Source organism: Rhodovarius crocodyli, from assembly GCF_004005855.1.
Lineage (GTDB): Bacteria > Pseudomonadota > Alphaproteobacteria > Acetobacterales > Acetobacteraceae > Rhodovarius > Rhodovarius crocodyli.
Map to the genome: position 1 here is coordinate 179,110 of NZ_SACL01000007.1, position 26,055 is coordinate 205,164.

General features: G+C 69.8%; 24 protein-coding genes. 17 read left to right on the top strand and 7 right to left on the bottom strand.

The genetic code is table 11. The features are described from left to right. Positions 1 to 65 precede the first annotated feature (65 nt). Both EOD42_RS18870 and EOD42_RS18875 read left to right on the top strand, forming a co-directional pair. The gene (locus EOD42_RS18870; RefSeq protein WP_127789130.1) at positions 66 to 1,619 is read left to right on the top strand and encodes an ABC transporter substrate-binding protein; all 1,554 of its coding nucleotides are present in this window, start codon (positions 66 to 68) and stop codon (positions 1,617 to 1,619) included. Positions 1,620 to 1,845: 226 nt separating this feature from the next. Beyond that, positions 1,846 to 3,072 (top strand): SAM-dependent methyltransferase, encoded by a 1,227-nt coding sequence (locus tag EOD42_RS18875; protein ID WP_127789131.1) that lies wholly within the window; start codon positions 1,846 to 1,848, stop codon positions 3,070 to 3,072. A gap of 3 nt (positions 3,073 to 3,075) precedes the next feature. Here the strand turns inward: EOD42_RS18875 and EOD42_RS18880 are convergent, their stop codons facing one another. Both EOD42_RS18880 and EOD42_RS18885 read right to left on the bottom strand, forming a co-directional pair. Next, positions 3,076 to 3,663, bottom strand: a complete 588-nt coding sequence (locus tag EOD42_RS18880) for a thiamine pyrophosphate-dependent enzyme (RefSeq protein WP_206020398.1) — start codon at positions 3,661 to 3,663, stop codon at positions 3,076 to 3,078. Then, on the bottom strand, positions 3,660 to 4,187 hold the full coding sequence (locus EOD42_RS18885; protein ID WP_127789133.1) for a thiamine pyrophosphate-binding protein: 528 nt from the start codon (positions 4,185 to 4,187) through the stop codon (positions 3,660 to 3,662). The genes EOD42_RS18880 and EOD42_RS18885 overlap by 4 nt, the downstream gene beginning before the upstream one ends. A 100-nt stretch (positions 4,188 to 4,287) precedes the next feature. On the opposite strand from EOD42_RS18885, the gene EOD42_RS18890 reads away from it, so the two are divergent. The 4 genes from EOD42_RS18890 (at position 4,288) to EOD42_RS18905 (ending at position 7,963) form a co-directional block, all read left to right on the top strand. Then, complete coding sequence (locus EOD42_RS18890; protein ID WP_164868018.1) at positions 4,288 to 5,232, top strand: LysR family transcriptional regulator; 945 nt, start codon at positions 4,288 to 4,290, stop codon at positions 5,230 to 5,232. Between the two features lie 87 nt (positions 5,233 to 5,319). Further along, the gene (locus EOD42_RS18895) at positions 5,320 to 6,483 is read left to right on the top strand and encodes an acyl-CoA dehydrogenase family protein (RefSeq protein ID WP_127789135.1); all 1,164 of its coding nucleotides are present in this window, start codon (positions 5,320 to 5,322) and stop codon (positions 6,481 to 6,483) included. Between the two features lies 1 nt (position 6,484). Continuing rightward, entirely contained in the window at positions 6,485 to 6,868 is a 384-nt protein-coding gene (locus tag EOD42_RS18900; protein ID WP_127789136.1) for a DUF4345 domain-containing protein, read from the top strand. A 51-nt stretch (positions 6,869 to 6,919) separates the two neighbouring features. Then, the gene (locus EOD42_RS18905) at positions 6,920 to 7,963 is read left to right on the top strand and encodes an AI-2E family transporter (RefSeq protein ID WP_127789137.1); all 1,044 of its coding nucleotides are present in this window, start codon (positions 6,920 to 6,922) and stop codon (positions 7,961 to 7,963) included. Here EOD42_RS18905 and EOD42_RS18910 read toward each other — a convergent pair. Further along, positions 7,953 to 8,630, bottom strand: coding sequence for a TVP38/TMEM64 family protein (locus EOD42_RS18910; RefSeq protein WP_127789138.1), 678 nt, complete (start codon positions 8,628 to 8,630; stop codon positions 7,953 to 7,955). The two genes, EOD42_RS18905 and EOD42_RS18910, sit on opposite strands and share 11 nt — an antisense overlap. Beyond that, complete coding sequence (locus EOD42_RS18915; RefSeq protein WP_127789139.1) at positions 8,627 to 9,349, bottom strand: glycosyltransferase family 2 protein; 723 nt, start codon at positions 9,347 to 9,349, stop codon at positions 8,627 to 8,629. Before EOD42_RS18915 ends, EOD42_RS18910 begins: the two co-directional genes overlap by 4 nt. 122 nt (positions 9,350 to 9,471) lie before the next feature. Between EOD42_RS18915 and EOD42_RS18920 the strand changes: the two genes are divergently transcribed. From EOD42_RS18920 to EOD42_RS18950, 7 genes are all read left to right on the top strand, one after another. Then, a complete protein-coding gene (locus tag EOD42_RS18920) occupies positions 9,472 to 10,548 on the top strand; it encodes a COX15/CtaA family protein (RefSeq protein WP_127789140.1) in 1,077 nt (358 codons plus the stop codon). Continuing rightward, positions 10,541 to 13,582 (top strand): PAS-domain containing protein, encoded by a 3,042-nt coding sequence (locus EOD42_RS18925; protein WP_127789141.1) that lies wholly within the window; start codon positions 10,541 to 10,543, stop codon positions 13,580 to 13,582. Before EOD42_RS18920 ends, EOD42_RS18925 begins: the two co-directional genes overlap by 8 nt. Next, positions 13,579 to 15,009 (top strand): metalloprotease TldD, encoded by a 1,431-nt coding sequence (gene tldD / locus EOD42_RS18930; RefSeq protein ID WP_127789142.1) that lies wholly within the window; start codon positions 13,579 to 13,581, stop codon positions 15,007 to 15,009. Before EOD42_RS18925 ends, tldD begins: the two co-directional genes overlap by 4 nt. A gap of 69 nt (positions 15,010 to 15,078) precedes the next feature. Next, a complete protein-coding gene (locus tag EOD42_RS18935; protein WP_240655211.1) occupies positions 15,079 to 15,627 on the top strand; it encodes a biotin transporter BioY in 549 nt (182 codons plus the stop codon). 98 nt (positions 15,628 to 15,725) lie between these two features. Beyond that, positions 15,726 to 16,298, top strand: a complete 573-nt coding sequence (locus EOD42_RS26535) for a lipid-binding SYLF domain-containing protein (RefSeq protein ID WP_127789144.1) — start codon at positions 15,726 to 15,728, stop codon at positions 16,296 to 16,298. A 109-nt stretch (positions 16,299 to 16,407) separates the two neighbouring features. After that, positions 16,408 to 17,898 (top strand): ABC transporter substrate-binding protein, encoded by a 1,491-nt coding sequence (locus EOD42_RS18945; RefSeq protein WP_164868019.1) that lies wholly within the window; start codon positions 16,408 to 16,410, stop codon positions 17,896 to 17,898. After that, a complete protein-coding gene (locus EOD42_RS18950) occupies positions 17,898 to 19,142 on the top strand; it encodes a D-amino acid dehydrogenase (RefSeq protein ID WP_127789146.1) in 1,245 nt (414 codons plus the stop codon). Before EOD42_RS18945 ends, EOD42_RS18950 begins: the two co-directional genes overlap by 1 nt. On the opposite strand, the gene EOD42_RS18955 is transcribed toward EOD42_RS18950, so the two are convergent. From EOD42_RS18955 to EOD42_RS18965, 3 genes are all read right to left on the bottom strand, one after another. After that, positions 19,139 to 19,942 (bottom strand): methyltransferase domain-containing protein, encoded by an 804-nt coding sequence (locus EOD42_RS18955; RefSeq protein WP_206020399.1) that lies wholly within the window; start codon positions 19,940 to 19,942, stop codon positions 19,139 to 19,141. The genes EOD42_RS18950 and EOD42_RS18955 overlap by 4 nt on opposite strands. 61 nt (positions 19,943 to 20,003) lie before the next feature. Beyond that, complete coding sequence (locus EOD42_RS18960; RefSeq protein WP_127789147.1) at positions 20,004 to 22,208, bottom strand: DUF4214 domain-containing protein; 2,205 nt, start codon at positions 22,206 to 22,208, stop codon at positions 20,004 to 20,006. 184 nt (positions 22,209 to 22,392) lie between these two features. Next, a complete protein-coding gene (locus EOD42_RS18965; RefSeq protein WP_127789148.1) occupies positions 22,393 to 23,976 on the bottom strand; it encodes an ABC transporter substrate-binding protein in 1,584 nt (527 codons plus the stop codon). Positions 23,977 to 24,111: 135 nt separating this feature from the next. On the opposite strand from EOD42_RS18965, the gene EOD42_RS18970 reads away from it, so the two are divergent. From EOD42_RS18970 to moaD, 4 genes are read left to right on the top strand one after another with little or no spacing between them, the layout of a single operon-like run. Then, entirely contained in the window at positions 24,112 to 24,474 is a 363-nt protein-coding gene (locus EOD42_RS18970; RefSeq protein ID WP_127789149.1) for a cupin domain-containing protein, read from the top strand. Between the two features lie 41 nt (positions 24,475 to 24,515). Then, positions 24,516 to 25,112, top strand: a complete 597-nt coding sequence (gene pgsA / locus EOD42_RS18975) for a CDP-diacylglycerol--glycerol-3-phosphate 3-phosphatidyltransferase (protein ID WP_127789211.1) — start codon at positions 24,516 to 24,518, stop codon at positions 25,110 to 25,112. A gap of 40 nt (positions 25,113 to 25,152) precedes the next feature. Further along, positions 25,153 to 25,806 (top strand): hypothetical protein, encoded by a 654-nt coding sequence (locus EOD42_RS18980; RefSeq protein ID WP_127789150.1) that lies wholly within the window; start codon positions 25,153 to 25,155, stop codon positions 25,804 to 25,806. After that, the gene (gene moaD, locus EOD42_RS18985) at positions 25,803 to 26,054 is read left to right on the top strand and encodes a molybdopterin converting factor subunit 1 (protein WP_127789151.1); all 252 of its coding nucleotides are present in this window, start codon (positions 25,803 to 25,805) and stop codon (positions 26,052 to 26,054) included. Before EOD42_RS18980 ends, moaD begins: the two co-directional genes overlap by 4 nt. Position 26,055: the final 1 nt, after the last annotated feature.

The following is a 26,055-nucleotide window of genomic DNA, read 5'->3' on the forward strand; positions in this document are numbered from 1 at the left end:
CCTCGGATCAGGGAATGCGCACACGGTCAGCACCACCGCGCCGTCAGGCGCCGATGGAGAACCGCATGAAGTTACCGCGTTTTGTCGCCCTGGCCCTGGTCCTACTGGCGTTCGCGCCGCAGCCCGGCCGCGCCGCCCCGCTGCGCGCCGTGCTGGAGGCGGAGGTCGCCACCCTCGACCCGCACGGCACCTCCGCCTACATCACGCGCGCCTTCGGCTACATGGTCTACGACACGCTGTTCGGCCTCGCGGCCAATGGCGAGGTGCGGCCGCAGATGGTGCAGGACACGGTCATTTCCGATGACCGCATGACCTACACCTTCACCCTGCGCCCGGGCCTGACGTGGCATGACGGCACGCCGGTGACGGCGGCCGATTGCGTGGCCTCGCTGCGGCGCTGGATGCCGCGCGCGGGCATGGGGCGGCTCCTGGCGGCGGCCACCGATACGCTCGAAGCCACCGACGCGCGCAGCTTCGTGCTGAAGCTGAAGCAGCCCTTCGGCCTGGTGCTGGAGGCACTGGGCCGCCCCAACACCCCCGTGCCCTTCATGATGCCCGAGCGCATCGCGCGCGCCGCCGGCGACGGCCGCGTGACGGAGATCGTGGGTTCCGGCCCCTTCGTGTTCCGCGCCGACCGCTATCGCCCCGGCGACCGCATCGTGCTGGACCGCAACCCGCGCTACGTGCCGCGCGACGAACCGGCGGACTTCCTGGCCGGCGGCAAGCGGGTGAACATCGAGGGGCTGGAACTGATCGTGATGCCTGATGGCGCGACCTCGGCCGCGGCCCTGCAGGCGGGCGAGATCGACTATATCCAGAGCCCCTCCTTCGACATGATCCAGGTGCTGGAGCGCAACCGCCGCATCACCGTGAACGGGCCGGGCGGCATGAACGCCTATCAGGGCTATTACCGGCTGAACCACGCGGCACCCCCCTTCAACGACCCCGAGATCCGCCGCGTGCTGTGGCGGCTGTTCGACCAGTCAACGGTGCTGACCGCGCTCGGCCTGCCCGAGCGGCTGGTGCAGCCGGGCTGCGTGTCGTGGTTCATGTGCGGCACGCCGCTGGAGAACACCGAGGGTGCCGGCATCGCGGCCAACCCCTCCGTGGCCGCCGCGCGGGAGGCGTTGCGCCGCACCCGTTACAACAACGAACCCATCGTGATTCTCCAGGCGACGGATCTCGAGGCGCTGCGAGTCTCCTCGGCCGTCGCGGCCGATCTGATGCGCCAGGCGGGCTTCAACGTTGATCTGCAGGCGATGGACTGGGGCACGCTGTTGAACCGGCGCGGCCGGCGAGAGGGCTGGCACCTGTTCGGCGTCACGGCCTCGGGCTTCGATCTCGCCGCGCCGCCCACGCATTTCTACCTGTCGGGCAATTGCGTGGACTATGCGGGCTGGAGCTGCGACCAGCGCATGGTGCCGCTGTTTGCCGCCTTTCCGCGCGCGCAGACCGATGCGGAGCGCCAGGATCTGGCCCGCCAGATCTCCGCCATCGCCTTCGAGAACACGCCCGCGCTGATGTGGGGGCAGTTCGTTGCGCCTGCCGCATGGCGGAACAATATCCGCAACCTCATCCCCTCCAGCATCCCGCTGTTCTGGGGTGTGGAGAAGCAGTGACCCCGCGCCCGTTGCCGGGCGGGCGGCCTGCTTGTTAGCATGCCGTCCAAATCGGCGCGGGAATTCATGGGGATGACTTGCGGGCAGGGCTGAGCACGGCGGAGTTACGGGGCGCAGCGCGCCCCCTCTGTGAGCTGGACTGCCCGCGCATGGCGTGGGCATGCCGCGCCGTTGCCTCGCCCGGCCTGCCCCCCACCGCGCCTGTCCGGAGTGAGAGGCGCCGATCATGAGCGATGCCGTCCAGGATGCCGCAGCCCTGCCGGATGCAGGCCGCTATGGCCGGCTGCACCGCGCGCTTTTCGCGCGGCTGTGCGCCAGCCTGCATCATGGCGCGCTGACCATCACCACCCCGGATGGCCGGCAGTGGCACCACCGCGCGGCTTTGCCCGGGCCCGAAGCGGCGCTGAACCTGCATCGCTGGCGGGCGCTGTCGCGGCTGTTCTTCGGCGGCGACGTCGCCTTCGCCGAGGCCTATGGCGACGGCGACTGGTCGAGCCCGGACCTGGCCACGCTGGTGGAGCTGGCCGCCGTGAACGGCGAGACGCTGGACACCGCCGCGCGCGGCAACCTGGCCGCACGGCTGTGGAACCGGCTGCTGCACGCGCTGCGCGCCAACAACCGCTCCGGCAGCCGGCGCAACATCATCGCCCATTATGACCTGGGCAATGAGTTCTTCGCCTCCTGGCTCGATGCCGGCATGTCCTATTCCTCCGGCATCTACCGCGATGCCGACACCACGCTGGACGAGGCCCAGACCGCCAAGCAGGACCGCGCCATCGCGCTGCTGGAGCTCGGCGGCGGCGACAGCGTGCTGGAGATCGGCATCGGCTGGGGGGGGCTCGCGGAACGGCTGCTGACCACGAGCGATGCGCGGCTGACGGGCGTCACGCTCTCACCCTCCCAGCTCGGCCACGCGAAGGCCCGGCTGGAGAAGGGCGGCCTCGCGCCCCGCGCGGATCTGCGCCTGCAGGATTATCGCGACGTGACGGAGCGCTTCGACCGCATCGTCTCGATCGAGATGTTCGAGGCGGTGGGCGAGGCCTATTGGCCCGCCTATTTCCAGATGCTGCATGACCGGCTGCTGCGGGGCGGCACCGCGGTCATCCAGGTCATCACCATCGAGGACCGGCGTTTCGACACCTATCGCCGCCAGCCCGATTTCATCCAGCGCCACATCTTCCCGGGCGGGATGCTGCCCACGGTGGGCATTCTGCACCGGCAGGCCGCCACGGCCGGGCTGGTGCTGGACCATGAGGAGCGCTTCGGCCACAGCTATGCCCGGACGCTGGCCGAGTGGCACGAACGCTTCCTGGCCGTGCTGCCGGAAGTGACGCGGCTGGGGCTGGATGAGCGTTTCCAGCGGCTGTGGCGCTACTATCTCGCCTATTGCGAGGGCGGCTTCCGGGCGGGGGCGATCGATGTCGGGCTCTATCGCCTCCGCCGCGCTGGCTGAGGCTCAGTTGGGCGCGAAGCCCAGCGCCTCTCGGAAGCGGTTCTTGATGTAGACGCCGTCGCGCGGCGGCAGGGCGCGGGGCGGGTTCTCCGCGCGGATCTTGACGGTCGCCAGGAACAGGCCCGAGCGCGCCTGGATGCGGGCGCGCAGGGCAGGGACGTCGTCCATCTCCGTCACCACCTGGCTGTGCGGAAAGCCGCAGGCGGCCGCCACGCGCGCCAGCTCCACGCCCTGTCCGGCGTGGCTGGGCTGCATGCCGGTCTCACCGAAATGGCCGTTGTCCAGCACGATGATGCCGAGATTGGCCGGGCGGCGCAGCGCGATGGTGGCCAGCGCCCCCACCCCCATCATCTGCTCGCCGTCGCCCGTCACTACCAGCACCGGGCGGTCGGGCTGGGCGGTGGCCAGGCCCAGCCCCACCGTCGCGGCGCTGCCCATGGCGGCCCACAGATAGTAGTTCAGCTTATGGTCGCCGGCGGCCATCACGTCATAGGAAGGCGAGCCGAGCCCCGTCACCACCGCCAACTCGCCGCGATCGCGCAGCAGCTCGGTCACGACCGCGCGGCGGTCCAGATGTCCCCCGATGCTCACTTCACCCACTCCTTCTTGCCGATCAGCTGCTGGCCCAGCAGCACCGCGCAGGCGGTGTCGCCGTTGAAGGCCATGGTGGCCGCACCCTCCAGCAGGGGGCGCACCTGTTCGGGCCGGTCCGCGCGCCAGGTCATCACGCCCATCAGCTTCAGCGCGGGCTCGGTGGCCTGGCCCATCGGGTTCTGCCACTGGTTGAACTCGGCCCAGTCGCCGCGCATCGTCACCACCATCAGCAGCGGAAACCGCGCGCAGGCCGGCAGGGCCAGGGTGTTGATGCAGTTGCCGACGCCCGAGGACTGCATCAGCAGCGCGCCGCGCTCACCGCCCAGCCAGGCCCCGGCGAGGTAGCCGATACCCTCTTCCTCGGTGGTCAGCACCACGGAGTGGATGTCGCTGTCGGCCTCGGCCAGTCGGATGGCCGTGGAATGCCCGGCATCGGGCACATAGACGATGTGCTTCACGCCCGCGGCCTTCAGCACGTCGAAGACGTCCTGCTGCCAGTTCACGGCTGTTTCGGTGTCCATGGGCCTCCCCCTGCTGTGCGGCGTCGCTTCTAGCGTGCGGCAGGCCCATCGCAGGAATATCCAGTTGCTCGATGAGATATGCCGGATTTATATCGCGGCCATGGACCTCCGCCAGCTCAACACCTTCATGCAGGTGGCCGAACTCGGCAGCCTCAGCCGCGCCTCGGACCGGCTGCGCGTGGCCCAGCCCGCCCTCAGCCGGCAGATCCGCCTGCTGGAGGAGGAGCTGAAGACCCCGCTGTTCACCCGCCATGGGCGCGGCATGGTGCTGACTCATGCGGGCGAGGTATTGCGCGGCCGTGCCAGCAGCATCCTGCGCCAGATCGAGGAGACCCGCGCCGATCTGATCACCGAGGCCGCCGCCGTGCGCGGCCGGGTGGTGTTCGGCATGCCGCCCACCGTGGGCGACGTGCTGGCGACCCGCCTGATCGAGCGGTTCCTCGCGCTGTACCCGCAGGTGACGCTGCGCGTGGTGCCCGCCTTCAGCGGCTATCTGCTGGATTGGCTGCACAGCGGCGAGGTGGATATCGCGGTCGTCTACGGCACGGAGCAGGGGGCCAATATCCGTTTCAGCCCGCTGCTGGTGGAGAACCTGTGCTTCGTGACCGCCACGGGGCCGGACGCGGTGCCGCACCATGCCGTGTCCTTCCCGGATGTGGTGCAGCACCGGCTGGTTCTGCCTGGCCCGCAGCACGGCTTGCGCATCCTGGTCGAGCGCGAGGCGCGGCAACGCGGGCTGACGCTCGACATCCCCGTCGAGGCCGACGCGCTGCAGGTGCTGAAGGGGCTGGTGCAGCGCCGGCTCGGCGCCACCATCCTGCCGCTGGCCGCGGTGCATGCGGAGGTGCAGGCCGGGCTGCTCGCCGCCGCCCCCATCATAGACCCGCATCTGTCGCGCAAGCTGGTGGTGGCGCAGCCGCTCGGCCGCCAGGCCAGCCACGCCGTCAGGCGTTTCGCCGAGGTATTGCGCGACGAGGTGACCGACATGGTCAGCAGCAAGGTATGGGACGGGCAGCTGCTGTCGAGCATGCCAAATCCGTTATAGCTGCTCGCGGGCGGACCGGGCTTCCCGCAAGCCTGATCCGCGGGCAGATTGGCGGGCAATCAACGCTCCTTGATACGCAGGTTCCCGATGACGTCCACGCAAGCCGAATCCCATCCCGAAATCCGCGAGGAAGTGCGCAAGCTCTGCGCCCGTTTCCCCGGCGAATACTGGCGCAAGCTGGATGAGGTGCGCGGCTATCCGACCGAATTCGTCAAGGAACTGACCGATGCCGGCTACCTCGGCGCGCTGATCCCCGAGGAGTTCGGCGGCGCGGGCCTGCCGCTCTCGGCGGCGGCGGCCATCCTGGAGACGGTGCAGGCCGAGGGCGCCAACGGCGCCGCCTGCCACGCCCAGATGTACATCATGGGCACCATCCTGAAGCACGGCAGCCCGGCCCAGAAGGCCGAGTACCTGCCCAAGATCGCCTCCGGTGAGCTGCGCCTGCAGGCCTTCGGCGTGACGGAGCCCACCAGCGGCACCGACACCACCAACCTGCGCACCTTCGCGCGCAAGGAAGGCGACAAGTACATCGTCAACGGCCAGAAGATCTGGACCAGCCGCGCCGAACACAGCGACCTGATGCTGCTGCTGGCCCGCACGACGCCCAAGGGCCAGGAAGCCAAGAAGACCGAGGGCCTGTCCACCTTCATCGTCGACATGCGCAAGGTGCTGGGCAAGGGCCTGACCATCCGCCCCATCCGCACCATGATGAACCACAATTCCTGCGAAGTGTTCTTCGACAACATGGAAGTGCCCGCCGAGAACCTGGTGGGCGTCGAGGGCAAGGGCTTCCGCTACATCCTGGACGGCATGAACGCCGAGCGCCTGCTGATCGCGAGCGAATGCATCGGCGACGCCAAGTGGTTCATCAACAAGGCGGTCGCCTATTCCAAGGAGCGCGTGCTGTTCGGCCGCCAGATCGGCCAGAACCAGGGCGTGCAGTTCCCGATCGCCAAGGCCTATGCCCAGATGCGCGCGGCCGAGGCCATCGTGCACAAGGGCCTGGCCAAGTTCGAGGCCGGTGAGAACTGCGGCGAGGAGGCCAATATGGGCAAGATGCTCTCGGCCGACGCCAGCTGGGCCGCCGCCGAGGCCTGCGTGCAGACCCATGGCGGCTTCGGCTTCGCCGAGGAATACGACGTGGAGCGCAAGTTCCGCGAAACCCGCCTGTACCAGGTGGCGCCGATCAGCACGAACCTGGTGCTGTCCTATATCGGCGAGCACGTCCTGGGCATGCCGCGCAGCTACTGACATGGCCCTCCCGTCCCGGCTTCTGCTGCAAGGCGCGGTGGCCGTGGGCGGGCTGGTTCCGGTGCTGGCCGGCGGGGCAGGGGCGCTGGGCGGCCCCGCGGCGCTGGGGCTGGATGTCGGCGGTGCCGATGCCGGCAGTCATTTCCGCTATCTGTCGGGCCTGTTGCTGGCGATCGGTCTGGGGTTCTGGTCCTGCATTCCCGGTATCGAGCGCCGGGGCCGGCGCTTCGCCCTGCTGACCGGGCTGGTGGTGCTGGGCGGGCTCGCCCGGCTGGGCGGCCTCGCGGCCGATGGCGTGCCGTCGGCGCCCATGGCCGCCGCGCTGGTCATGGAGCTGGCCGTCACCCCCTTGCTGTGCCTCTGGCAGCGCAGGCTGGCCGGCTGAGCTTTTACCGCCGGCGGGCAACTTTCCGCCCCCGGAAGCATTCAGCCTGCCATGTCGCGCACCCTGATTTCCGTCCTCATCCTGCTGGCCGTGCTGCTGGTGGTGTTCACCCTGGCCTCCGGCGTGGTGCTGGTGGTCTTCGCGGGTGCCTTGCTGGCCGTCGGCATCCGGGGCCTAGCCTGCCCGCTGGCCCACCGCCTGGGCATCGGTGAGGGCTGGGGCGTGGCACTCGTGTCGGTGCTCGCGCTGCTCATCATGGGGCTGGTGTTCTGGCTGGCGGCGGATGCGCTGACGGCCCAGGCCAACAGCTTCCGCCAGGAACTGCCGGGGCTGATGGACAGCGTGCGGCGCAGCCTCTCGCAGTACAGCTGGGGGCAATGGGTCATCCAGCAGGTCGATCCGCGCCGGCTGATCCCGGATGATGCGGCCGCGGGCCAGGTGGCGAGCATCGCCGTGACCAGCCTGGGCGGCGTGCTGGGCGGCCTGGGCGACGTGGTGCTGATCGTGCTGCTCGGCCTGTACCTCGCCTCCGACCCCGGCACCTATCGCCGCGCGGCGCTGCGGCTGGTCTCACCCGCTGCGCGCCCGCGCATGCTGGAACTGATGGATGAGGCAGGGCGCGTGCTGCGCGGCTGGCTCGGCGGGCAGATGTTCGCGATGGCCGTGACGGGCGTGTTCATCGGCAGCGGCCTCTGGGCGCTGGGGGTGCCGCTGGCGGGTCTGCTGGCCGTGATCGCCGCGATCTTCGGCTTCATTCCCTATATCGGGCCGATCATCTCCGTGGTGCCGGCCATCCTGGTGGCGCTGGGGCAGGACCCGTCCCTGGTGCCCTGGGTGATCGGCCTGTTCGTGCTGTCGCAGAACATCGAGGGCAATATCCTGACGCCCATGGTGCAGAGCCGCACGGCGGATCTGTCGCCGGCCTATCTGCTCGGCGCGCAGGCGCTGATGGGCAGCGGCTTCGGCCTGATCGGCGTGGTGCTGGCGGCGCCGCTGGCGGCGCTGGTGATGGTGGCGGTGAAGGTGGGCTATGTGGAGGGCTGGGTGGAAGCCCGCCCGCGTGAGGCCGCGCCGCCGCTGGTGATCAGGCAGTAGGGTCGGCGGGCTGCCGCCTGAACATCCACAGCCCGATCACGGCGGAGACCACGAACAGCCCGCCCGCCACCGCGATCTGCCAGAAGCCGTCGACCCGCACGCCCTTGCCCAGCAGCGCGAAGATCAGCGTCTGCGGCAGGTAGCCGATGGCCGACCCCGCCAGGAACGGCCACAGCCCGATGGCCGCGAGCCCCGCCACCAGGTTCAGCGCCAGGTTGTTGCCCACCGGCAGCAGCCGCAGCGCCAGGGTGGCCGCGAAGGCATCGCGCCGCAGCCGGTCCACCATCGGCCGCAGCCGGGGGCCGAAACGCCCGTTGAGGCGGCGTTCCGCCCAGCCCCGCCCGACGGCACCCGCCCACAGATAGGCCAGCGCAGCCCCCAGCACCTGCGCGCCCAGCCCGAGCCCCGTGCCCAGCACCGCCCCGAAGGCATAGCCGCCCAGGAAGGCCACCGACTGCCGGGGCAGGCCCAGCGCCGTCGCGAGCCCGCCCGCGATCAGGAAGATCGCCTCACCCAGCAGGCCTTCGTCGCGGATGTAGCGGTCGACCCAGGCGGCGCCCTGGGCGGTGGCCGGCACCTCGGCCAGCAGGCGCAGCAGCAGCCCCGCCGCCGCCAGCCCGCCGGCCATCACCAGCAGCTTCAGCAGCGAGGACCAGACGCGGTTCATTCTCCCGAGCGCGCCTCGACCACCGGGCGCTTCCAGCGCCGCTGCAGCCACGCCACCCCGATCAGGTCCATGAAGGCCACGGCCAGCCGGTCCAGCGTGCCGTAGTTGGAGACGCCGCGCGTGCGCGGGCGGTGGTTCACCGGCTCACTGACCACGCGCCCGCCCTGGCGCAGCACCAGCGCGGGCAGATAGCGGTGCATGTGGTCGAAATGCGGAAGCTCCAGGAACAGCGCGCGGGGGAACACCTTCAGCCCGCAACCCGTATCGGGTGTCGCGTCCCGCAGCAGCCGGGCACGCACGCGGTTGGCGATGCGGCTGGAAAAGCGCTTCACCGCCGTGTCCTTGCGGTTCACCCGGTGGCCGGCGATCAGGATGTCGCCGCCCTCCGCCTGGGCGCGGGCCAGCAGGCGGGGAATGTCGGCCGGGTCGTTCTGGCCGTCGCCGTCCAGCGTCGCGATCCAGGTGCCGCGGGCGGCCTTCACGCCGCTGACCACGGCGGCGGATTGGCCGCAGCTGTGCGCGTGGCGCAGCCAGCGCACGCCGCAGGCCGCCAGTTCCTGCTCCGTCGTGTCGGTGCTGCCGTCGTTCACGTACACAATTTCGTGAGGTGTATCCGCCAAGGCAGCCCTGATCTCCGCCACCAGGGGGGCGATGTTGGGGGCCTCGTTGCGGACGGGCACGACGACGGAAATGAGGGGCACGGCGGCCGGAGCGGTCATGCGGGGGGCGGTAGCAGGCAACCGGGCGCTCCACAATCCGCCGCGCGCACCGTGCGGCCCTGCCGGTGATGCGCAGAACCACAGGATGCACAACAACGTGTTGATGCCTAATATGGCGCATCATGCCTTTCGATGCGCGTTCTCCTGGCGATTCCACCCATTCCCTGCGGCCCGTGGCCTGGTGGCTGCTGGTGGTCGCGGGGCTGATCTGGGTCATGGTGGCGCTTGGCGGCGCCACCAGGCTGACCGGCTCCGGCCTGTCCATCATGGAATGGGCGCCGCTGCGCGGCATCCTGCCGCCGATGAGCGAGGCCGAGTGGCAGCGCCTGTACGATCTGTATCGCACCATCCCGCAATATCAGCTGGTGAACGCCGGTTTCGGCATCGAGGGCTTCAAGCAGATCTTCTGGCTGGAGTGGATCCACCGCTTCTGGGGGCGGATGCTGGGCTTCGCCTATCTGCTGCCCTTCCTCTGGTTCTGGTGGCGCGGCGCCATTCCCCGCAGCCTGCTGCCGCGCATGGGGCTGCTGTTCGTGCTGGGCGGCGCGCAGGGGGGTATCGGCTGGTTCATGGTCGCCTCCGGCTTCGATGACGGCAGCACGGCCGTCTCGCCCTATCGGCTGGTGGCGCATCTCGGCATGGCCTTCCTGCTCTATGGCGTCATCGTCTGGACGGCCTTCGGGTTGCTGTGGCCCGCGGCCACCGCCCTGCCGCCGGCGGCGGAGGCGAAGCGCGGCTCCATCCGTCGCCAGGTGGGCTGGGCCTTCGGCCTGTCGGTGGCGACCATGCTGGCGGGCGGCTTCGTCGCCGGCACCAAGGCGGGCTTCACCTACAATACCTTCCCGCTGATGGACGGGGCGCTGGTGCCTGACGGCTACGGCTCGATGACCCCGTTCTGGCACAACTTCACGCTGAATATCGGGGCGGTGCAGTTCAATCACCGGTTGCTCGCGACCTTGACGCTGCTGGCCGCGATCGGCGCCGGGGTTTCCGCCGCGAAGCGGCTTCCGGCGGGCCCCGTGCGGTTCGCGGTGCTCGGCCTGCTGGGGGCCGTGCTGCTGCAATACGCGCTGGGTGTGGCCACGCTGCTGCTGGTCGTGCCGGTCAGCCTGGGCACGCTGCACCAGGGCGTGGCCGTGCTGGTCCTGACCATGGGGCTGCTGGCCCTTCACCGGCTCCGGTCACCGCGCCATGGATGACGGGACGGAGCTTCCCGCGCCGCGCCCCACCGCGGCCCATGTGGCCGAGGTGATCCTGGAGGCGCTGCCCGTCGGCGTCATCGTCTGGGGGCCGGAGCGGCGGGCCCGCTACGTCAACGCCGCCTACAACCGCATCTACTCCGACAGCCCCGTCCATCCCGGTGATCCGATGGAGCCCCGGCTCCAGGCCCGCGCGCAGGCCGGCGAGTTCGGCCCGGGCGAACCGGGCGATATCGTGCGTAACATCCTCGACGACATGTCCAAGCCCGTGATGCTGGAGCGGCCGCGCCCCGACGGGCGCTGGGTGGCGGTGCGGCGCGCGCCGCTGCCCGATGGCGGGCACGTCATCACCATTTCCGACCAGACGGAGCTGTACCAGGCCCGCCGCGACACCGCCCAGCACGCCGATACGCTGGACAAGATGCTGAATGGCATCCGGCACGGCATCGCGCTCTATCACGACGACGGCACGCTCATCGCCTCCAACCGGCTGGCGGCGGAGATGAGCGGCGTGCCGGCCGAGGTGATGGTGCCGGGCACGCCCTTCAGCGCCATCCGCCTGGCGCAGCTTGAGGCGGGCGAGTTCGGGCTGGAGGAGCAGCAGAAGCAGGAGTTCCTGGCCCGCCGTCCCGCCCAGCCCTGGCGCGGGCCCGAGCGTTACCGCCGCACCCGCCCGAACGGCCGCACCATCGAGATCACCACCGACCCCCTGCCCAGCGGGGGTTTCGTGCGGACCTATTCGGACATCACGGACATCGTCGCCGCCCAGGATGAGCTCAGCCTGCAGGCGGATCGCATGCGCGTCATGCTGGACGGCATGCGCCACGGCCTGGCGCTGTTCGACAATGCGGGGCGCGTGGTCGCGGCCAACCGGCTGGCGGCCGAGATGTGCGGCCTGGGCACCGACCAGTTCGTGCCCGGCGTCACGCTGCGCGAATTGTTCGCCCTGCAGGTGCAGACCGGGGAGTTCCCGGATTCCGAGGCGACGCGCCAGATGATCCAGCGCGTGGACACGGACTGGCATCTGGTGGTGGGCCGCTATGTCCGCCGCCGCCCGAACGGGCGCATCATCGAGGTGGTGAACGATCCGCTGCCCGATGGCGGCGTTCTGCGCACCTACACCGACATCACCGAGATCACCGAGGCCGAAACCCGCCTGAACGACCAGGCGCGGCTGATGAACACGATGCTGGAGGGGCTGCCGCAATCGGTGGTGCTGACCGATGCCAACGGCATCGTGCTGGCGGTGAACCGCAACGCCAACCGCATCGCGCGCATGAGCGAGGATGAGCTTCGCCCCGGTGTCAGCATCATCGACGTGCTGCGCACCCAGGCGGAGCGCGAGGGCTATGCCTCCGAGGAGGAGCGGCAGGCTTTCCTCGGCTTCAGCCTGCCCACGGCGCTGCAGCCCGGCCACTATGTGCGCCGGCGCGTCTGCGGCCAGGTGGTGGACGTGCTGGTGCAGCAGCTGGAAGGCGGCAACCTGCTGCGGGTCGTGACGGACATCACGGATCTGCAGAACGCCCAGGAACAGGCCCGGGCGCGCGCCAACCTGCTGCAGGCCATGCTGGAGAACATCCGCCACGGGCTGGTCCTGTACGGGCCCGACCGGCGGGTGCTGGCGGCCAACCGGCTGGCGGCGGAGCTGACGGGCGTGGCCGACCTGCACACCACGCCCGGCCGCAGCATCGAGGAAGTGCTGTCCCTGCAGCTCGCCGCCGGTGCCTTCGGCCCGCCCGAGATCGGCCGCGCCCAGCATGACTGGCAGCTGGCGCTGGACCGCACCATGTCGCATGCGCACCAGCGCGTGTCGCCGGACGGGCGGCTGCTGGAAATCACCTCCGACCCCACGGCCGATGGCGGTTTCGTCGTCTCCATGACCGACAGCTCGCGCCTCGCGCGGGCTGAATCCGAGGCCAAGCGCCGCGCCGAGGTGCTGGGCGCGATGCTGGAGAACATCGGCCACGGCGTCTGCCTGTTCGATGGCGAGAACCGGCTGCTGGCCGCCAATGACGTGCTGCGCGACATGCTGCTGCTGGATGAGGCGCTGCTGCGCCCCGGCACGCATTTCCGCGACTATGTGATGGGGCTGCTCGCCAACGGGTCCTACGGCGTGGGGGCGGAGGCCGTGGAGGCCGCCCAGGAATACCTGGCGATGGACCGCCGCCAGCCCAGCCGCCGCCAGCGCCAGACCCCGCTCGGCCAGATCCTCGATGTCGTGAGCCAGCCGATCCCGAGCGGCGGCTTCGTGCTGACCTATACCGACGTGACCGAGGACCGCTCGGTGCGGGCCGAGCTGGAGCGCGCGCGCGACGCGGCCGAGCAGGCCAATGCCTCCAAATCCCGCTTCCTGGCCACCATGAGCCATGAGCTGCGCACGCCGCTGACGGCCGTGATCGGCTTCGCGGAGGCGCTGCAGCGCGACCCGGACGCGCCGCGCCGCGAGGAATACGTGGCCAGCATCCATGAGGCGGGCAAGCACCTGCTCTCCCTCATCAACGACATACTGGACCTGGCCAAGGCCGAGCAGGGAAGCCTGCCGGTGCAGGAGGGGCGGGTGGACCTGCGCGCCCTGCTGCAGGGCGTGGGCGGGGTGATGCGCGGCGAGGCCGAGCAGGCGGGGCTGCAGCTCAGCCTCCGCCTGCCGGCGCAGATGCCGGCGCTGCGGGGAGATGACCGGCGCCTGCGGCAGGTGCTGCTGAACCTGCTGGCCAATGCGGTGAAGTTCACCCCCTCGGGCGGGCGCGTGGTGCTGGGCGCGGAGCCGGTGGCGGATGGCGGCTGGGCCATCATCGTCGCGGATAGCGGCATCGGCATGCATGATGCCGACATCCCCCGCGCCTTCCAGCCCTTCCAGCAGCTGGATGACAGCCTGGCCCGGCGCTTCGAGGGCACGGGGCTCGGCCTGCCCCTGGCGCGGATGCTGACGGAGGCGCAGGGTGGCACCCTGACCTTGCACAGCAGGCGGGGAGAGGGCACCACCGCCCTCATCCGTTTCCCCGCCGACCGCGTGATACCGCCGGAGCCCGCATGACCGACGCGCTTGCCGCCACCGATGCCCTGTTCTTTTCCCAGCTGGACCGCGCGGCGGCCGAGGCGCGGGTCGCGGGCGCGCTCAAGGGCATGGAGGATGGCGAGCTGTTCCTGGAATACCGGGAAAGCGAGGCGATCAGCCTGGATGACGGGCGCATCCGCTCCGCCAGTTCCGACACCACCCAGGGTTTCGGCCTGCGCGCCGTGGCTGGCGAGGCCGCGGGCTATGCCCATGCCGGGGAGCTGAGCGAGGCCGCACTGGCCCGCGCGGCCGAGGCCGTGGCCCCGGTGCGCGGCGGCTATTCGGGCGAATGGGCGGCCGCACCCAGCCCCACCCAGTCGCGGCTCTATTCCCCGGTGAACCCGCTGGGCGAGATGGATTTTCCGGCCAAGACCGCCCTGCTGATGGAGCTCGACGCCTATGCCCGCGCGCGGGACAGCCGGGTGAAGCAGGTCAGCGCCTCGATCACGGGCGAATGGCAGGCCGTGCAGATCATGCGCGCGGATGGCGTGCGGGTGGCCGATCTGCGCCCGCTCGTGCGGCTCAGCGTGCAGGTGGTGGTGGAACAGGATGGCCGGCGCGAAAGCGGCGGGCACGGCACCGGCGGGCGCTTCGGCTATTCGCGCATCCTGTCGCGGGAGGTCTGGACCGGCGCGGTGGAGGAAGCCCTGCGCCAGGCGCTGGTGAACCTCGATGCGGTGCCCGCCCCGGCCGGGGAGATGGAGGTCGTGCTCGGCAATGGCTGGCCCGGCATCCTGCTGCATGAGGCGATCGGCCATGGCCTCGAAGGCGATTTCAACCGCAAGAAGACCTCGGCCTTCGCGGGGCTGATGGGCCAGCGCATCGCGGCCCCCGGCGTGACGGTGGTGGATGACGGCACCATCCCCGACCGGCGCGGCAGCATCACCGTGGATGACGAGGGCACGCCCTCGGGCCGGACCGTGATGATCGAGGACGGCATCCTGACCGGCTTCATCCAGGACCGCCAGAACGCCCGGCTGATGGGGGTGGCGCCCACCGGCAACGGCCGCCGCCAGTCCCACGCCCACGCGCCCATGCCGCGCATGACCAACACCGTGATGCTGGGCGGCGCGCACAGCCCGGCCGAGATCATCGCCAGCGTGAAGCGCGGCCTCTACGCCGTGAATTTCGGTGGCGGGCAGGTGGACATCACCAGCGGCAAGTTCGTGTTCTCGGGCTCCGAGGCGTATCTGATCGAGGACGGCAGGATCGGCGCGCCGGTGAAGGGGGCCACGCTGATCGGCAACGGCCCCGATGCGCTGACTAAGGTGACCATGGTCGGCAATGACAGCGCCATGGACCCCGGCATCGGCACCTGCGGCAAGCAGGGGCAGGGCGTGCCTGTGGGCGTCGGCCAGCCGACGCTGAAGATGGCGGGGCTGACGGTGGGTGGCACCGCGGTCTGACGCGGCCTCTTGCGCGTGGGCGCCGTCCGGTTCATGCCGGTCGCTTCTGACAGTTGACGGACTATGCCGATGAACCTTTCCACCCCCGCTTCCCGCACCCTGCTGCGGCAGACCGCCATGGTGCTGGGCGGCACGCTGCTGCTCTCCCTGTCCTCGCGCGTCGAGCTGCCCATGGTGCCCGTGCCCATGACCATGCAGACGCTGGCCGTGACCATGATCGGCGCGCTGTACGGCTGGCGCCTGGCCGCGGTGACGGTGCTGGCCTGGCTGGCGCAGGGCGCCGTCGGCCTGCCGGTGTTCGCCGGCGGGGTGGGCGGCATCGCCAAGCTGATCGGCCCGACGGCGGGCTACCTGTGGGGCTTCGTGCCGGCCGCCATGGCCACGGGCTGGCTGGTGCGCCGCGCCGCCCCGGGCCATGCGCTGCTGCGCGGCTTCCTGGCGATGCTGGCGGGCAATGCGCTGTGCCTGATCCCGGGCTGGGCCTGGCTTGCCACCATGGCGGGTGCCGAGCGCGCCTTCATGCTGGGCGTGGCCCCCTTCCTGCTGGGCGCCGCCGTGAAGTCCGGCCTGGGTGCGGCTCTGCTGGGCGCGACCCGGGTGATGCCCCGCCAGGGCTGATCGAGGCGCCCCGGGCATCGGGGCGCAACCAATCCGGGCTCCTCGCGTTTGTTCCGGTATCGGCAGGTCCGAACCTGAACAATCTGAGGAGCCCACACATGATCATGCAACGTCGCCAGATCGCGCGCTTCGCCGGCCTCGCCGCGGGTGCCGCGCTGTTGCCCGCCGCCTTCTCCAACCGCGCCCAGGCCGCCACCGCCGCCGAGATCGAGGCCGAGGTGAATGCCGCCGAGGCCCGCCTGCGCGCCATGGACAACGCGGCCCCGCTGTTCCGCCAGGCGCAGTCGGTGCTGATCTTCCCGCGCATCATCCAGGGCGGCTTCATCGTCGGCGGCCAGTTCGGTGAGGGCGCGCTGCGCCGCGGCGGCGCCACCCAGGGCTACTACAACATCGCCGGTGCGTCCTTCGGCCTACTGGCCGGCGCGCAGGTGGGTGGCCTGGCCATGTTCTTCATGAACGAGCAGGGGCTGCGCGCCCTGATGAATGCCGATGGCTGGGAAATCGGCACCGGCCCGTCCGTGGTGGTGCTGGACCACGGCGTGCAGGCAAACGTGACGGCCACCACCCTGCGTGAGCCGGTCTATGCCATCACCTTCAGCCAGCAGGGCCTGATGGCGGCGCTGGCGCTGAACGGCACCAAGATCACGCGCATCAACCCGGCCCGCGCCTGATCCCAGCCGGGGCATATTGATGCGATTTGCGGCGGGGAAGCGATTCCCCGCCGCATTGCGTCGTGGGCAGCCGATTGAATCGCCCGCGCAACACCGGTGGGATGGCGCCATGCGCGCGCTTCTCCTTTCAGGCCTGCTGGGCCTGGCCTCGCTGCCGGCTGTGGCCCAGCCCGCGCAGAACACGCTGCGCATCGGCATCTTCGAGGATTTCGACGTGCCGGACCCGGCGCTGTCGCGCACCTTCTCGGGCCTGCAGATCCTCTCGGCCATGTGCGACAAGCTGCTCGATGTCACGCCGGACCTTCGCTATGTCGGCGCGGCGGCGGAAAGCTTCGCCTGGACGCCGGACGGGCGCGGCCTGGTGCTGAACCTGCGCCCCGGCATGCGTTTCCAGGACGGCGCGCCCTTCGACGCCGAGGCGGTGGCCTTCGGCATCAACCGGCATCTGACATTGCAGGGTTCCTTCCGGCGCGGGGAACTGCCGATGGTCACGGGCGTGACCGTGCTCGGCCCGCTGACCGCCCGCATCGACCTGAACGAGCCCTCCATCCCGCTGCTGTCCCTGCTGGTCACGCGGGCGGGGATGATGGTCTCTCCGCAAAGTGCCGAGCGCGGCAGCCCGGCCTGTTCCGGCCCCTACAGGCTGCGGGAGCGTGTGGCGCTGGACCGTGTGGTGCTGGAGCGCTGGCCCGGTCATTGGAACGCGGCCAACCATCATATCGAGCGCATCATCTATCGCCCCATCCCCGACGGGAACATCCGCCTGCAGAACCTGCGCGGCGGCGGGCTGGACCTGATGGAGCGCGTTTCCGCCCCCGACCTGCCCACGGTGCGCGCCCAGCGCAATCTGCGCGTGGCCCAGGCGCTGGAGCTGGGTCACAGCTTCATCCGCTTCAACATCGCCAACGGCCCGGGCGCCGAGGGACCCTGGGCGCGCGATGCCCGGCTGCGCGCGGCGCTGGAGGCCAGCATCGACCGCGAGGCGCTGGTCAACGTCGTGTTCAGCGGCGAGGCGGTGGCCGGCAACCAATGGGTGAACCCCGCCCACCCGCTCTATGCCTCGGCGCATCCGGTGCCGCGCCGGGATATCGCCCGTGCCCGCGCCCTGCTGGCCGAGGCCGGGCAGCCGCGCCCCACCCTGCGCCTGGCCGTGCCCAACCAGCCGGAACTGGTGCAGGCCGCGGAGGTCATCCAGTCCATGGCGGCGGAGGCCGGCATCCAGGTGCAGGTCCAGGCCATCGAGATCGGCGCCTATGTCCGCAACAACGTCACCGGCAATTTCGAGGCCGCGATCGGCTTCTGGGGCGGGCGCACCGATGCGGACGGCAATGTCAGCTTCCACGTCACCTGCCGCGGTCCCAACAATGACGGGCGCTATTGCAGCGAGGAAGTCGAGGCCGCGCTGACCGCCGCCCGGCGCGAGGCCGAGGATGACGCCCGCCGCCCGCACTATGCCGCCGCCGCCGACCGCCTGCTGGCGGACCGCCCGAACCTGTGGCTGTGGCATCGCCGCAACTCCTGGGCCTTTACCAGCCGGCTTCAGGGGTTTACCGCCTATCCAGACGGAATCTTCCGCTACGCAGGGCTCCGATACGACTGATGAAGATCTGCATCCTGGGCGCCGGGGTGGTGGGGCTGACCACCGCCTACATGCTGGCGCGCGAAGGTCATGAGGTTCAGGTGCTGGACGCCGAGGCGGGGCCGGGGCTCGGCACCAGCTACGGCAATGGCGCCCAGCTCTCCTACAGCTATGTCGCGCCCTTCGCGGCACCCGGCGTGGTGTCCAAGGTGCCGGGCTGGCTGATGGACCCCGACGGGCCCATGCGCATGCGGCCCGATTTCACCTGGAACCAGATCCGCTGGATGTACCGGTTCTGGCGCGCCTGCAACGCGACGCAGAGCGACGCCACCACCGCCGCCCTGCTGCGCCTGGCCTTCCATGCCCGCGCCCAGGTGCATGAGCTGGTGGAGCGCGAGGGGCTTGATTTCGCCTATAGCCGCGCCGGCAAGCTGGTCGTCTATCCCGATGCCGCGGGGCTGGAGGGGGCCAAGCGCCAGGTGGCCATGCAGGCCGCCTTCGGCAGCGAGCAGGAGGCGCTGGGCCGTGAGGAGTGCCTGTCGCGGGAACCCGCGCTGGCCAACATCGCCCACCGCATCGCGGGCGGCATCTGGACGCCGGGCGAGGATGCGGGCGACTGCCACCTGTTCTGCACCGGGCTCGACACGCTGCTGCGCGGGTCCAACTTCAACGTGGCCTTCCACTACGGCACGCGGGTCACGCAGCTGCTGACCGCCGGCGGCCGCGTGGTGGGGGCCGCCACCCCCAAGGGCGTGTTCGAGGCCGATGCCTTCGTGCTGTGCCTGGGCATGGGCGCGCGCGCGCTCGCGGGGCCCATCGGGATCGACCTGCCGATCTATCCGCTGAAGGGCTATTCCTACACGGTGCCGGCCCGCGACGGCGCGCCGCATGTCAGCATCACGGATTCCAAGGCCAAGGTGGTTTATGCGCGCCTCGGCGGCCGCCTGCGCATCGCCGGCATGGCCGATGTGGTGGGTGAGGATCGGCGCTTCGACAACCGCCGGCTGGATACCTTGCTGCGCCAGGCGCGCGAGGCCTTCCCGGATGCCGCCGACTGGAACGAGCTGCACCCCTGGACCGGCCTGCGGCCCGCCACCCCCACCGGCCTGCCCATCATCGGCCGCAGCCGCCCCTGGTCCAACCTGGTGCTGAATGTGGGGCAGGGGGCGCTGGGCTTCACGCTGGGCATGGGCTGCGGCGCGCTGGTGGCCGATACGCTGGCCGGGCGGCCCATGGGGATCGCGGCGGGCGAGTTTTCGCCCTAACCCGCCTTGCGGATGATCAGCCCGATCGACGTGGTGACGTAGCCCGCCAGCTCCAGCTTCAGGTGGCGGTCCACCGAATAGGGGGCCACGTCGATATGCTGGTCCATCTCCCCCTCGCCGGGGTTGAGGTTCAGCTCGATGGCGTGGCCCTGGGCGCGCAGCCCGGCCGCCAGCCCCTCGATATCGCGCCGGCGGAACAGCACGGTGCCGCCGCTCTCCAGTGTTTCCTCATCCGAGCGCACGTTGAACTCGGTGGTGTGGATCGCGAGCCCCCCGGGCTTCAGGCAGTTCAGGCTGTTGCGGATGAAGGCGAGGCCCAGCTCGATGGAGCCCAGATGCTCCAGCGCGCAGGCTGACCAGGTGAAGTCATAGCCGCGGATGTCCGTGGGGATGGCGTTCATGTCCACCACCCGGTGGCGCACATGCTGGTCGAACAGATAGCCGGGGCAGATGTTGCGGTTGTTCAGCTGCGCGATGGCCGAGGCGTGCTGGCCGTTGGTCCAGCCCAGCTGGTCGGCCTCATCCTCACCCAGGTCGGTGGCCAGCACGTCGATGCCCATGCCGGCCAGCAGGGCCGGCAGCGGTTCCTGCCCCACGCCGAAGCCCACGCCACGGCGGCCCGGCCGCAGCATGCGCCCCTGTTCCAGCGCCGAGAGGATGAAGCAGAACTCCCACTGCTTGCGGTGCAGGCGCGGGGCCTCGCGGATCTGGCCGCACCAATGCGCGTAGTCGGGCTCGGCGAACTGGGCGGCCGTGCAGAGCTGGCTGACGGCGCGCGCCAGCGTGGGTTCGGGTGGCAAGGCGGCATCCCTGTGGCGTGGCGGGAAGTCTCCCATGCCTGCCATCGCATGGGTAGGTGTTTCAGGCCAGGACGATGCCGCCTTCGATCCAACTCATCGTGTTCTGCCGGAATTCCATGCTCTCAGAGAAGCCGATGACGACCTGGACGCGGCTCTCGATGCCCTGGTCCAGCCGGCTGGTCCAATGGGCGAAGCCCTCGGCATCCGGGCCGCGGCCGAGCACGTTGTTGTAGAGCAGTGTCACGAACTGCTCATTGGTGGTGGCGCCGTATATGGCCTGGAACTCCGCGCTGTTCAGGAAGCCCGGGACGATGTCGTAGAGCGAGAGGCCGTCATCCATGCGGCCGCGCCAGGAGATAAGTCCGTATTCCTCCGGATGGCGGCCCAGGGTCGCCTGGTAGAGACGGGCGATGGAGGCGGCACCTTCGTCCTGGTCCCAGACGCTGGTCTGGATCTCGTTCTGGAAGCGGTTCGCGAACTCGGCGGATTCCGAGAACCGGGACAGGACGGTGCCGCGGGACATGCCGCTGTTCAGGGCATTGACCCAGGTGTTCAGGCTGGAGGTATCGGGGGCGCGGTTCAGCACATGGTTGAACAGGGCGGTGACGTAGCCGGTGTTGTCCAGACCGCCGTAGAGGCCGTTGAACTCGGGGCTGGCGGCGAAGGTATCGCCGATCTGCTGCATCGTCGTTCCCGATTGGCGAACACCCACCCAGTAGTTGAAGGTGTAAGGGTCTGCCGCTCGATGAAGTGCAGCCTCATACATCCTGGCGATCTGCATGGCGGGGTCGGTCGGGTCGCGGACCAGACGGCCGTCGATGAAGGTGATGTTCTCGACGTTCAGGAAGCTCGTCGCTTCTGCTCCGTTATCGTAGCTGCCCTGGAAGGCGGAAATGATCACGCCGGAGATGAGCTGGCTCGTGCCGTTGCTCATGGTCAAAGACCCCGCGTGCCGGGCGCCGCCGATCACCAGCGTGTCGATGCCGGACCCGCCGTCGACCGTATTGGCGCCGGAGCCGCCCGCAAGGATGTCTCTGCCGTAGCGGCCGAACAGGCTGTCATTGCCGGCACCGCCCAGCAGCACGTCGTCGCTTGTATAGCCGGAGGTCGCCTCGTCGGCGAAATCGCCGTAGAGCGTGTCGTCTCCGTCGCCGCCTTCCAGCCTGTCGCTGGTCCAGCGTCCGGTCAGCACATTGGCGCCGCCATCGCCGATCAGCCATCCCGACCCGGTCAGGTTCTCGATGTTGAGCAGCGTATCGAAGCCTGCGGCGCTGCGTTGGGGTGTCGTCACCCCGAGCCGGATCGGGGCTTCCGCGGCGCTGGTGATGATGACGGTGTCCGTGCCGTCGCCGCCATCCAGCACGTCGTCGCCGGCCGTCGTCCCGAGCACGTCGTCACCCGCGCCTCCGTGCAGTTCCGCACTCCTGATCCCTCTGATCATCGACAGGGTGCTGAGATCGTCGTTGCCGCTGCCGGCCGTCAACACCAGTCGCTCCGGGCCGCTCATGCTGCCCGCCGTGTAGTAGGCATCGACCGACAAGGTCACCTTCAGCCCCTCGGCCGTGGTCAGCGCCGTGTACCAGGGCTGGCCGGGGTAATAATTCAGGTACCGGATACTGACCTGGCTGGATGTCGCCAGATTGGCGACAAGCGTGTCGTATCCATCGCCCATGTTCAGCGAGAGCGTGCGGGCTGTGTTGTCCAGCATGACGAGATCGTCGCCGGCGCCCAGCGAGAACGAGCCCCCGGTCGCGGAGGCGATGTTCTGCATCAGCAGGGTGTCGTTGCCGCTGCCTGTCGTCAGGTTGAGCGTTTCGAAACCCGTGATGAGCGTGCCGCCCACGTCGATCGTCGTCTGCGACAGGTCGATCAGCAGCGGTGCGCTGGTGGTCCAACTCCAGGTCAGGCTGTCATTGCCGCTGCCGCCGATCAGCGTATCGCGCCCGGCGGCGATGCCTACGACGATGTCGTCGCCCGGGCCGCCGTCGATCCGATCATCGCCGGCGCCCAGAAACGGGGCCGGGGAACTGTACTGCGAACTGTTGGGATAGCGATCGGCGAATATGTCATTCCCCGAACCGCCCGTGAAATCGTAGCTTGCGTAGGTGAAGTACCAGGGGTTGACGGTATTGGCCGCCGTCTTCCAGGCAATGCCGCCGAAGGACTGCCACTCGCTGGTACTGTTATAAGTGAGGCCAACGGTCAGCGCACTGCCGTCGTAGATCAGCGTTTGTCCGCTGCTGGTCGGCTGTGCGGCGTAGGCCATATGCTCTCCCTCACTGTTTGGCTGATGAAAATCCGGCGACAGGAACGCGATTGCTGAACACAAACAAATCACAACCGATGGTTGTTTTTTTGTCCAATGATTATTTATGGATTATCGCCGGATTTATCTTCATCAGTCCAGTCGGTGGGAAGATCATGAGCGCGTTACTGGGGCGCTTTGAGCCTCACCCCCGCCTGATCCCCCACGGAAACGGCGCGCATCCCTCCACCAGCCCCGTCAAATTGCTGCGATAGGCCGTGGGGATCCGGAACACCCCCAGCGGCACCGCCGGCACATCCACCGCCGTGATGCGCTGGATCTCATCGGCCAGGCGCACGCGCTCGGCCTCCGTCTCGGCCGCGAGCCAACGCTGGGTCAGGGCCTCCACCGGCTCGCTGCCATACCAGCCGAACCAGCCGGAGGTCCCCTGGCCGCGCACATAGCCGCTGGTGGCCGGGGTGGTGATGCCGATCGCCTGCCACCAGGTGTGGAAGATCGACCAGCCGCCGCGATCCGCGGGTTCACGGCTCGACCGGCGTTGCAGCACCGTGCCCCAGTCGGTCTCCACCAGCTCCACATTGATCCCGATCTGCGTCAGCAGCGCCGCCGTGATCTGGCCCATGGGGCGGATGGTCGGGAAGTCGGCCGGGTTGATGATGACCGCCTTCTCGCCGGCATAGCCGCTTTCGCGCACCAGCTGCTTCGCCGCCTCGATGTTCGGATTGTCGGAGAAGCGGTTGTTTGCCGGCGGCGTGCCATAGGGCGTGCCGCAGGGCAGGAAGGAATGGCAGATGGTGTAGGAGGACGGGTCGCTGTTGGTGATGGCCGACATGTAGTCGGCCTGGCGCACCGCCGTCAGCACCGCCAGCCGCAGCTTGGGGTTGTTGAAGGGCGGGTGCAGCGCGTTGAAGCGGATGAGGCCCACATAGCCGTTCGGGTCGCCCTGGCCCACCGTGATGCCGCGCGTGCGGCGCAGGGTTGGCACGGTGTCGGCCAGGGCCTGCTCCCACCAATCCACCTCGCCATTCTGCAGCGCGGCCAGCGCCGTCGCGCTGTCCGGGATGGCCTGCCACTCGAAGCGGTCGAAATGCGCCACCTTGCCGCCGGAGGTGCGCTCCGGCGCCTCCTGCCGCGGCACATAGTCGGCGAATTTGGCATAGGCGGCGCGCTGGCCGGCCATGAACTCATTGGTCACGAAACGGTAGGGGCCGCTGCCCACCATTTCCGTCACCTGGCGGTTCGGGTCGGTGCTCGCGATGCGCTCGGGCATGATGAAGGGCACGTTGGTAGCGGGCTTGCCCAGCGCATACAGCATCAGCGGGAAGCGCTGCTTCAGCCGGATGGCCATCACCTTGTCGGACTTGGCCTGCCATTCGTTGACGGCGGCCATCAGCAGCTGGCCCAGCGCGTCGCGCGCGCCCCAGCGCTTCAGGCTGGCGATGCAGTCCACCGCGCGCACCGGCGTGCCGTCATGGAACTTCAGCCCGTCCCGCAGGGTGATCTCCCAGGTCAGCCCGTCCTGGGAGACGGTGTGCCCGGCCGCCATCTGGGGCAAGGGCTCGAAATTCGCGTTCAGCCCGTACAGCGTGTCGAACACGGCATAGCCGTGGTTCTGCGTGCCGGCGGCGGTGGTGAAGATGGGGTCCAGCACGGTCAGCGCGGCCTGGGGCACCAGCTTCAGGGTGCGGGCGCGCTCGGTCTGCGACAGGGCAGGGGCCGGCATCAGGGCGGCGGCGGACATGCCCAATACGTTGCGGCGGGTGGTCATCAACGGAATCTCCCTTGCTTGACCGCATGCTCCGCTTTCCGTGGCCGCCGGCGGAACGACCACTTGCTGCCGTGCAGCAAGGCCAGTTGCGCAAAGGCGCCCCCGCCGGCCCCGCGCACGGCTATCGTCCTCGGCATGCCCCTGCACACCCATATCCCCGAACAGCCTGAAGGCGCCGAACTGCATGGCTTTCCGCGCGGCTTCACCGTGGTGGAAGGCGCCCCCGCCGTGCGCAACTGGCGCTACTACGGCAGCGAGGCCGAGGGCGCGCAGACCTTCTCGGGCGTGTGGGAATGCACGCCCGGCCGCTTCGCCTTCCGCTTCGAGCATTGGGAGTTCTTCCACATCCTCAGCGGCCGGCTGCGGCTGACGCCCGCGGGCGGGGCACCCCTGCTGCTCGGCCCCGGCGATGCGATGGCCATGGAGCCGGGCTTCGCCGGGGAGTGGGAGGTGCTGGAGACGATGCGTAAGCACTATGTGACACGATATCGCCCCTGACACGGGTGGTGGCCCTCGCGCGGCTGCGCTATTCCGGTTCCGTGCTGTTGAGCCTGCCCAACCTGCTGACCATGTCCCGCATCGTGGCGATACCGCTGCTGGTGCTGCTGGTGCTGTTGCGCACCCCCTGGGGTGACATGGCCGCATGCCTGGTTTTCATCGCGGCCGGCATCACCGACTATTACGACGGCAAGATCGCGCGGGAGCGGGGCATCATCTCCGGCTTCGGCGTCATGCTGGACCCCATCGCGGACAAGCTGCTGGTCGGTGCCTCGCTGATGGTGCTGGTCGGCTGTGACCGGTTGCCGGACCGCGCGCTGATCGCGGCCATCGTCATCATGCTGCGCGAAATCCTGGTGTCCGGCCTGCGGGAATACCTGGCCGGGCTGCGGGTGCGCATGCCGGTCACCAAGCTCGCGAAATGGAAGACCGGCTTCCAGATGGGCGCCCTGGGCGTGCTGCTGGCGGGCGATTCGGGGGCTTCGGTCATCGGGCTCGGCTTCCTGCCGATCTCCATGATCGGGGAGGCGATGCTGTGGGTCGCGGCGGCGCTGACGCTGATTACCGGATGGGATTATTGGGTCTCGGGCTTGCGCCACGCCGCGGCCGACACAGATCGTCATCGCAACCAGCCTTGAGCTTCCGCTCCGGGCGGCACATTCTTCCGGGATTGTCTGAATGAGGCCCATGATGACGCGCACCAGCCACCTTGCGGCCCCCCTCGGGCTCGCCCTCGCCCTGGCGCTTTCCGCCTGCGCACCGGCGGACCGGGTGATCTCGGGCACCTTCGACAGCGTGGCGACCTTCGGCGGGCGCGTGGGCGCCCCCTGGGGCGGGTCCCGCCCCGCCAACATCGCGCCTGAGAGCCTGACGGCCGCCCGCGTGCGCCAGGGCGGCGGTGCCGGCGGCAGCGAGCAGCTGACCGAGGAGCCGGGCAATGTGTGGCCCGCCGCCGAAGGCCCGCGCGCCACGCTCGCCAACCCTGACGAGGCGCTGCGCGGCGTGCCCGCCTATCGCCCCGAGAGCGGCGTGGGCCCAGTGCAGGTGCCGACCGGCCGCCGCGGCAGCGGCGCGGCGCTGGAAACCCTGCCGGGCCAGCCGGCCCCCGCGCCGCAGGCCGCGCTCGGCACCACGCCAGAGCCGCGCCGCCCGCGCGCATCCTCTGTCATCGACACGCCCTCTGGCCCTGTCGTGACGGCGCCGTCCTCCGGCCGCGTCACCACCGGCACCGGCCCGGCCGGCGGTCCGTCCTCCACCGTGTTCAGCGACGGCAATGTCCGCGTGATCCAGCGCCCCGGCCAGCCGGCGGAGCAGGTCCTCACCCGCCCATGAAGCTGCTGTATTTCGCCTGGGTCCGGCAGAAGGTGGGGGTGGGCGAGGAACGCGTCTCCCCGCCGGCCGAGGTGCGTGACGTGGCGGGGCTGATGGCCTGGCTCGCGACGCGCAGCGCCGGCCATGCGGAAGCCTTCGCCAACCCGCGCCAGATCCGCGCGGCCGTGAACCAGGACTTCGCGGGGCCGGACGCGCTGGTCGCCGCCAATGACGAGGTGGCCTTCTTCCCGCCCGTCACCGGGGGCTGAG

Bases quoted from the DNA above. Each gene is read 5' to 3' on its own strand.
- EOD42_RS18970 (WP_127789149.1), top strand. From the start codon at position 24,112: ATGCCCCTGCACACCCATATCCCCGAACAGCCTGAAGGCGCCGAACTG.
- EOD42_RS18980 (WP_127789150.1), top strand. From the start codon at position 25,153: ATGAGGCCCATGATGACGCGCACCAGCCACCTTGCGGCCCCCCTCGGG.
- tldD (WP_127789142.1), top strand. From the start codon at position 13,579: ATGACCGACGCGCTTGCCGCCACCGATGCCCTGTTCTTTTCCCAGCTG.
- EOD42_RS18950 (WP_127789146.1), top strand. From the start codon at position 17,898: ATGAAGATCTGCATCCTGGGCGCCGGGGTGGTGGGGCTGACCACCGCC.
- EOD42_RS18900 (WP_127789136.1), top strand. From the start codon at position 6,485: ATGGCCCTCCCGTCCCGGCTTCTGCTGCAAGGCGCGGTGGCCGTGGGC.
- EOD42_RS18960 (WP_127789147.1), bottom strand. From the start codon at position 22,208: ATGGCCTACGCCGCACAGCCGACCAGCAGCGGACAAACGCTGATCTAC.
- EOD42_RS18945 (WP_164868019.1), top strand. From the start codon at position 16,408: ATGCGCGCGCTTCTCCTTTCAGGCCTGCTGGGCCTGGCCTCGCTGCCG.
- EOD42_RS18895 (WP_127789135.1), top strand. From the start codon at position 5,320: ATGACGTCCACGCAAGCCGAATCCCATCCCGAAATCCGCGAGGAAGTG.
- moaD (WP_127789151.1), top strand. From the start codon at position 25,803: ATGAAGCTGCTGTATTTCGCCTGGGTCCGGCAGAAGGTGGGGGTGGGC.
- EOD42_RS18910 (WP_127789138.1), bottom strand. From the start codon at position 8,630: ATGAACCGCGTCTGGTCCTCGCTGCTGAAGCTGCTGGTGATGGCCGGC.
- EOD42_RS18925 (WP_127789141.1), top strand. From the start codon at position 10,541: ATGGATGACGGGACGGAGCTTCCCGCGCCGCGCCCCACCGCGGCCCAT.
- EOD42_RS18885 (WP_127789133.1), bottom strand. From the start codon at position 4,187: ATGGACACCGAAACAGCCGTGAACTGGCAGCAGGACGTCTTCGACGTG.
- EOD42_RS18935 (WP_240655211.1), top strand. From the start codon at position 15,079: ATGAACCTTTCCACCCCCGCTTCCCGCACCCTGCTGCGGCAGACCGCC.
- EOD42_RS18915 (WP_127789139.1), bottom strand. From the start codon at position 9,349: ATGACCGCTCCGGCCGCCGTGCCCCTCATTTCCGTCGTCGTGCCCGTC.
- EOD42_RS18920 (WP_127789140.1), top strand. From the start codon at position 9,472: ATGCCTTTCGATGCGCGTTCTCCTGGCGATTCCACCCATTCCCTGCGG.
- EOD42_RS18890 (WP_164868018.1), top strand. From the start codon at position 4,288: ATGGACCTCCGCCAGCTCAACACCTTCATGCAGGTGGCCGAACTCGGC.
- EOD42_RS26535 (WP_127789144.1), top strand. From the start codon at position 15,726: ATGATCATGCAACGTCGCCAGATCGCGCGCTTCGCCGGCCTCGCCGCG.
- EOD42_RS18875 (WP_127789131.1), top strand. From the start codon at position 1,846: ATGAGCGATGCCGTCCAGGATGCCGCAGCCCTGCCGGATGCAGGCCGC.
- EOD42_RS18965 (WP_127789148.1), bottom strand. From the start codon at position 23,976: ATGACCACCCGCCGCAACGTATTGGGCATGTCCGCCGCCGCCCTGATG.
- EOD42_RS18905 (WP_127789137.1), top strand. From the start codon at position 6,920: ATGTCGCGCACCCTGATTTCCGTCCTCATCCTGCTGGCCGTGCTGCTG.
- EOD42_RS18870 (WP_127789130.1), top strand. From the start codon at position 66: ATGAAGTTACCGCGTTTTGTCGCCCTGGCCCTGGTCCTACTGGCGTTC.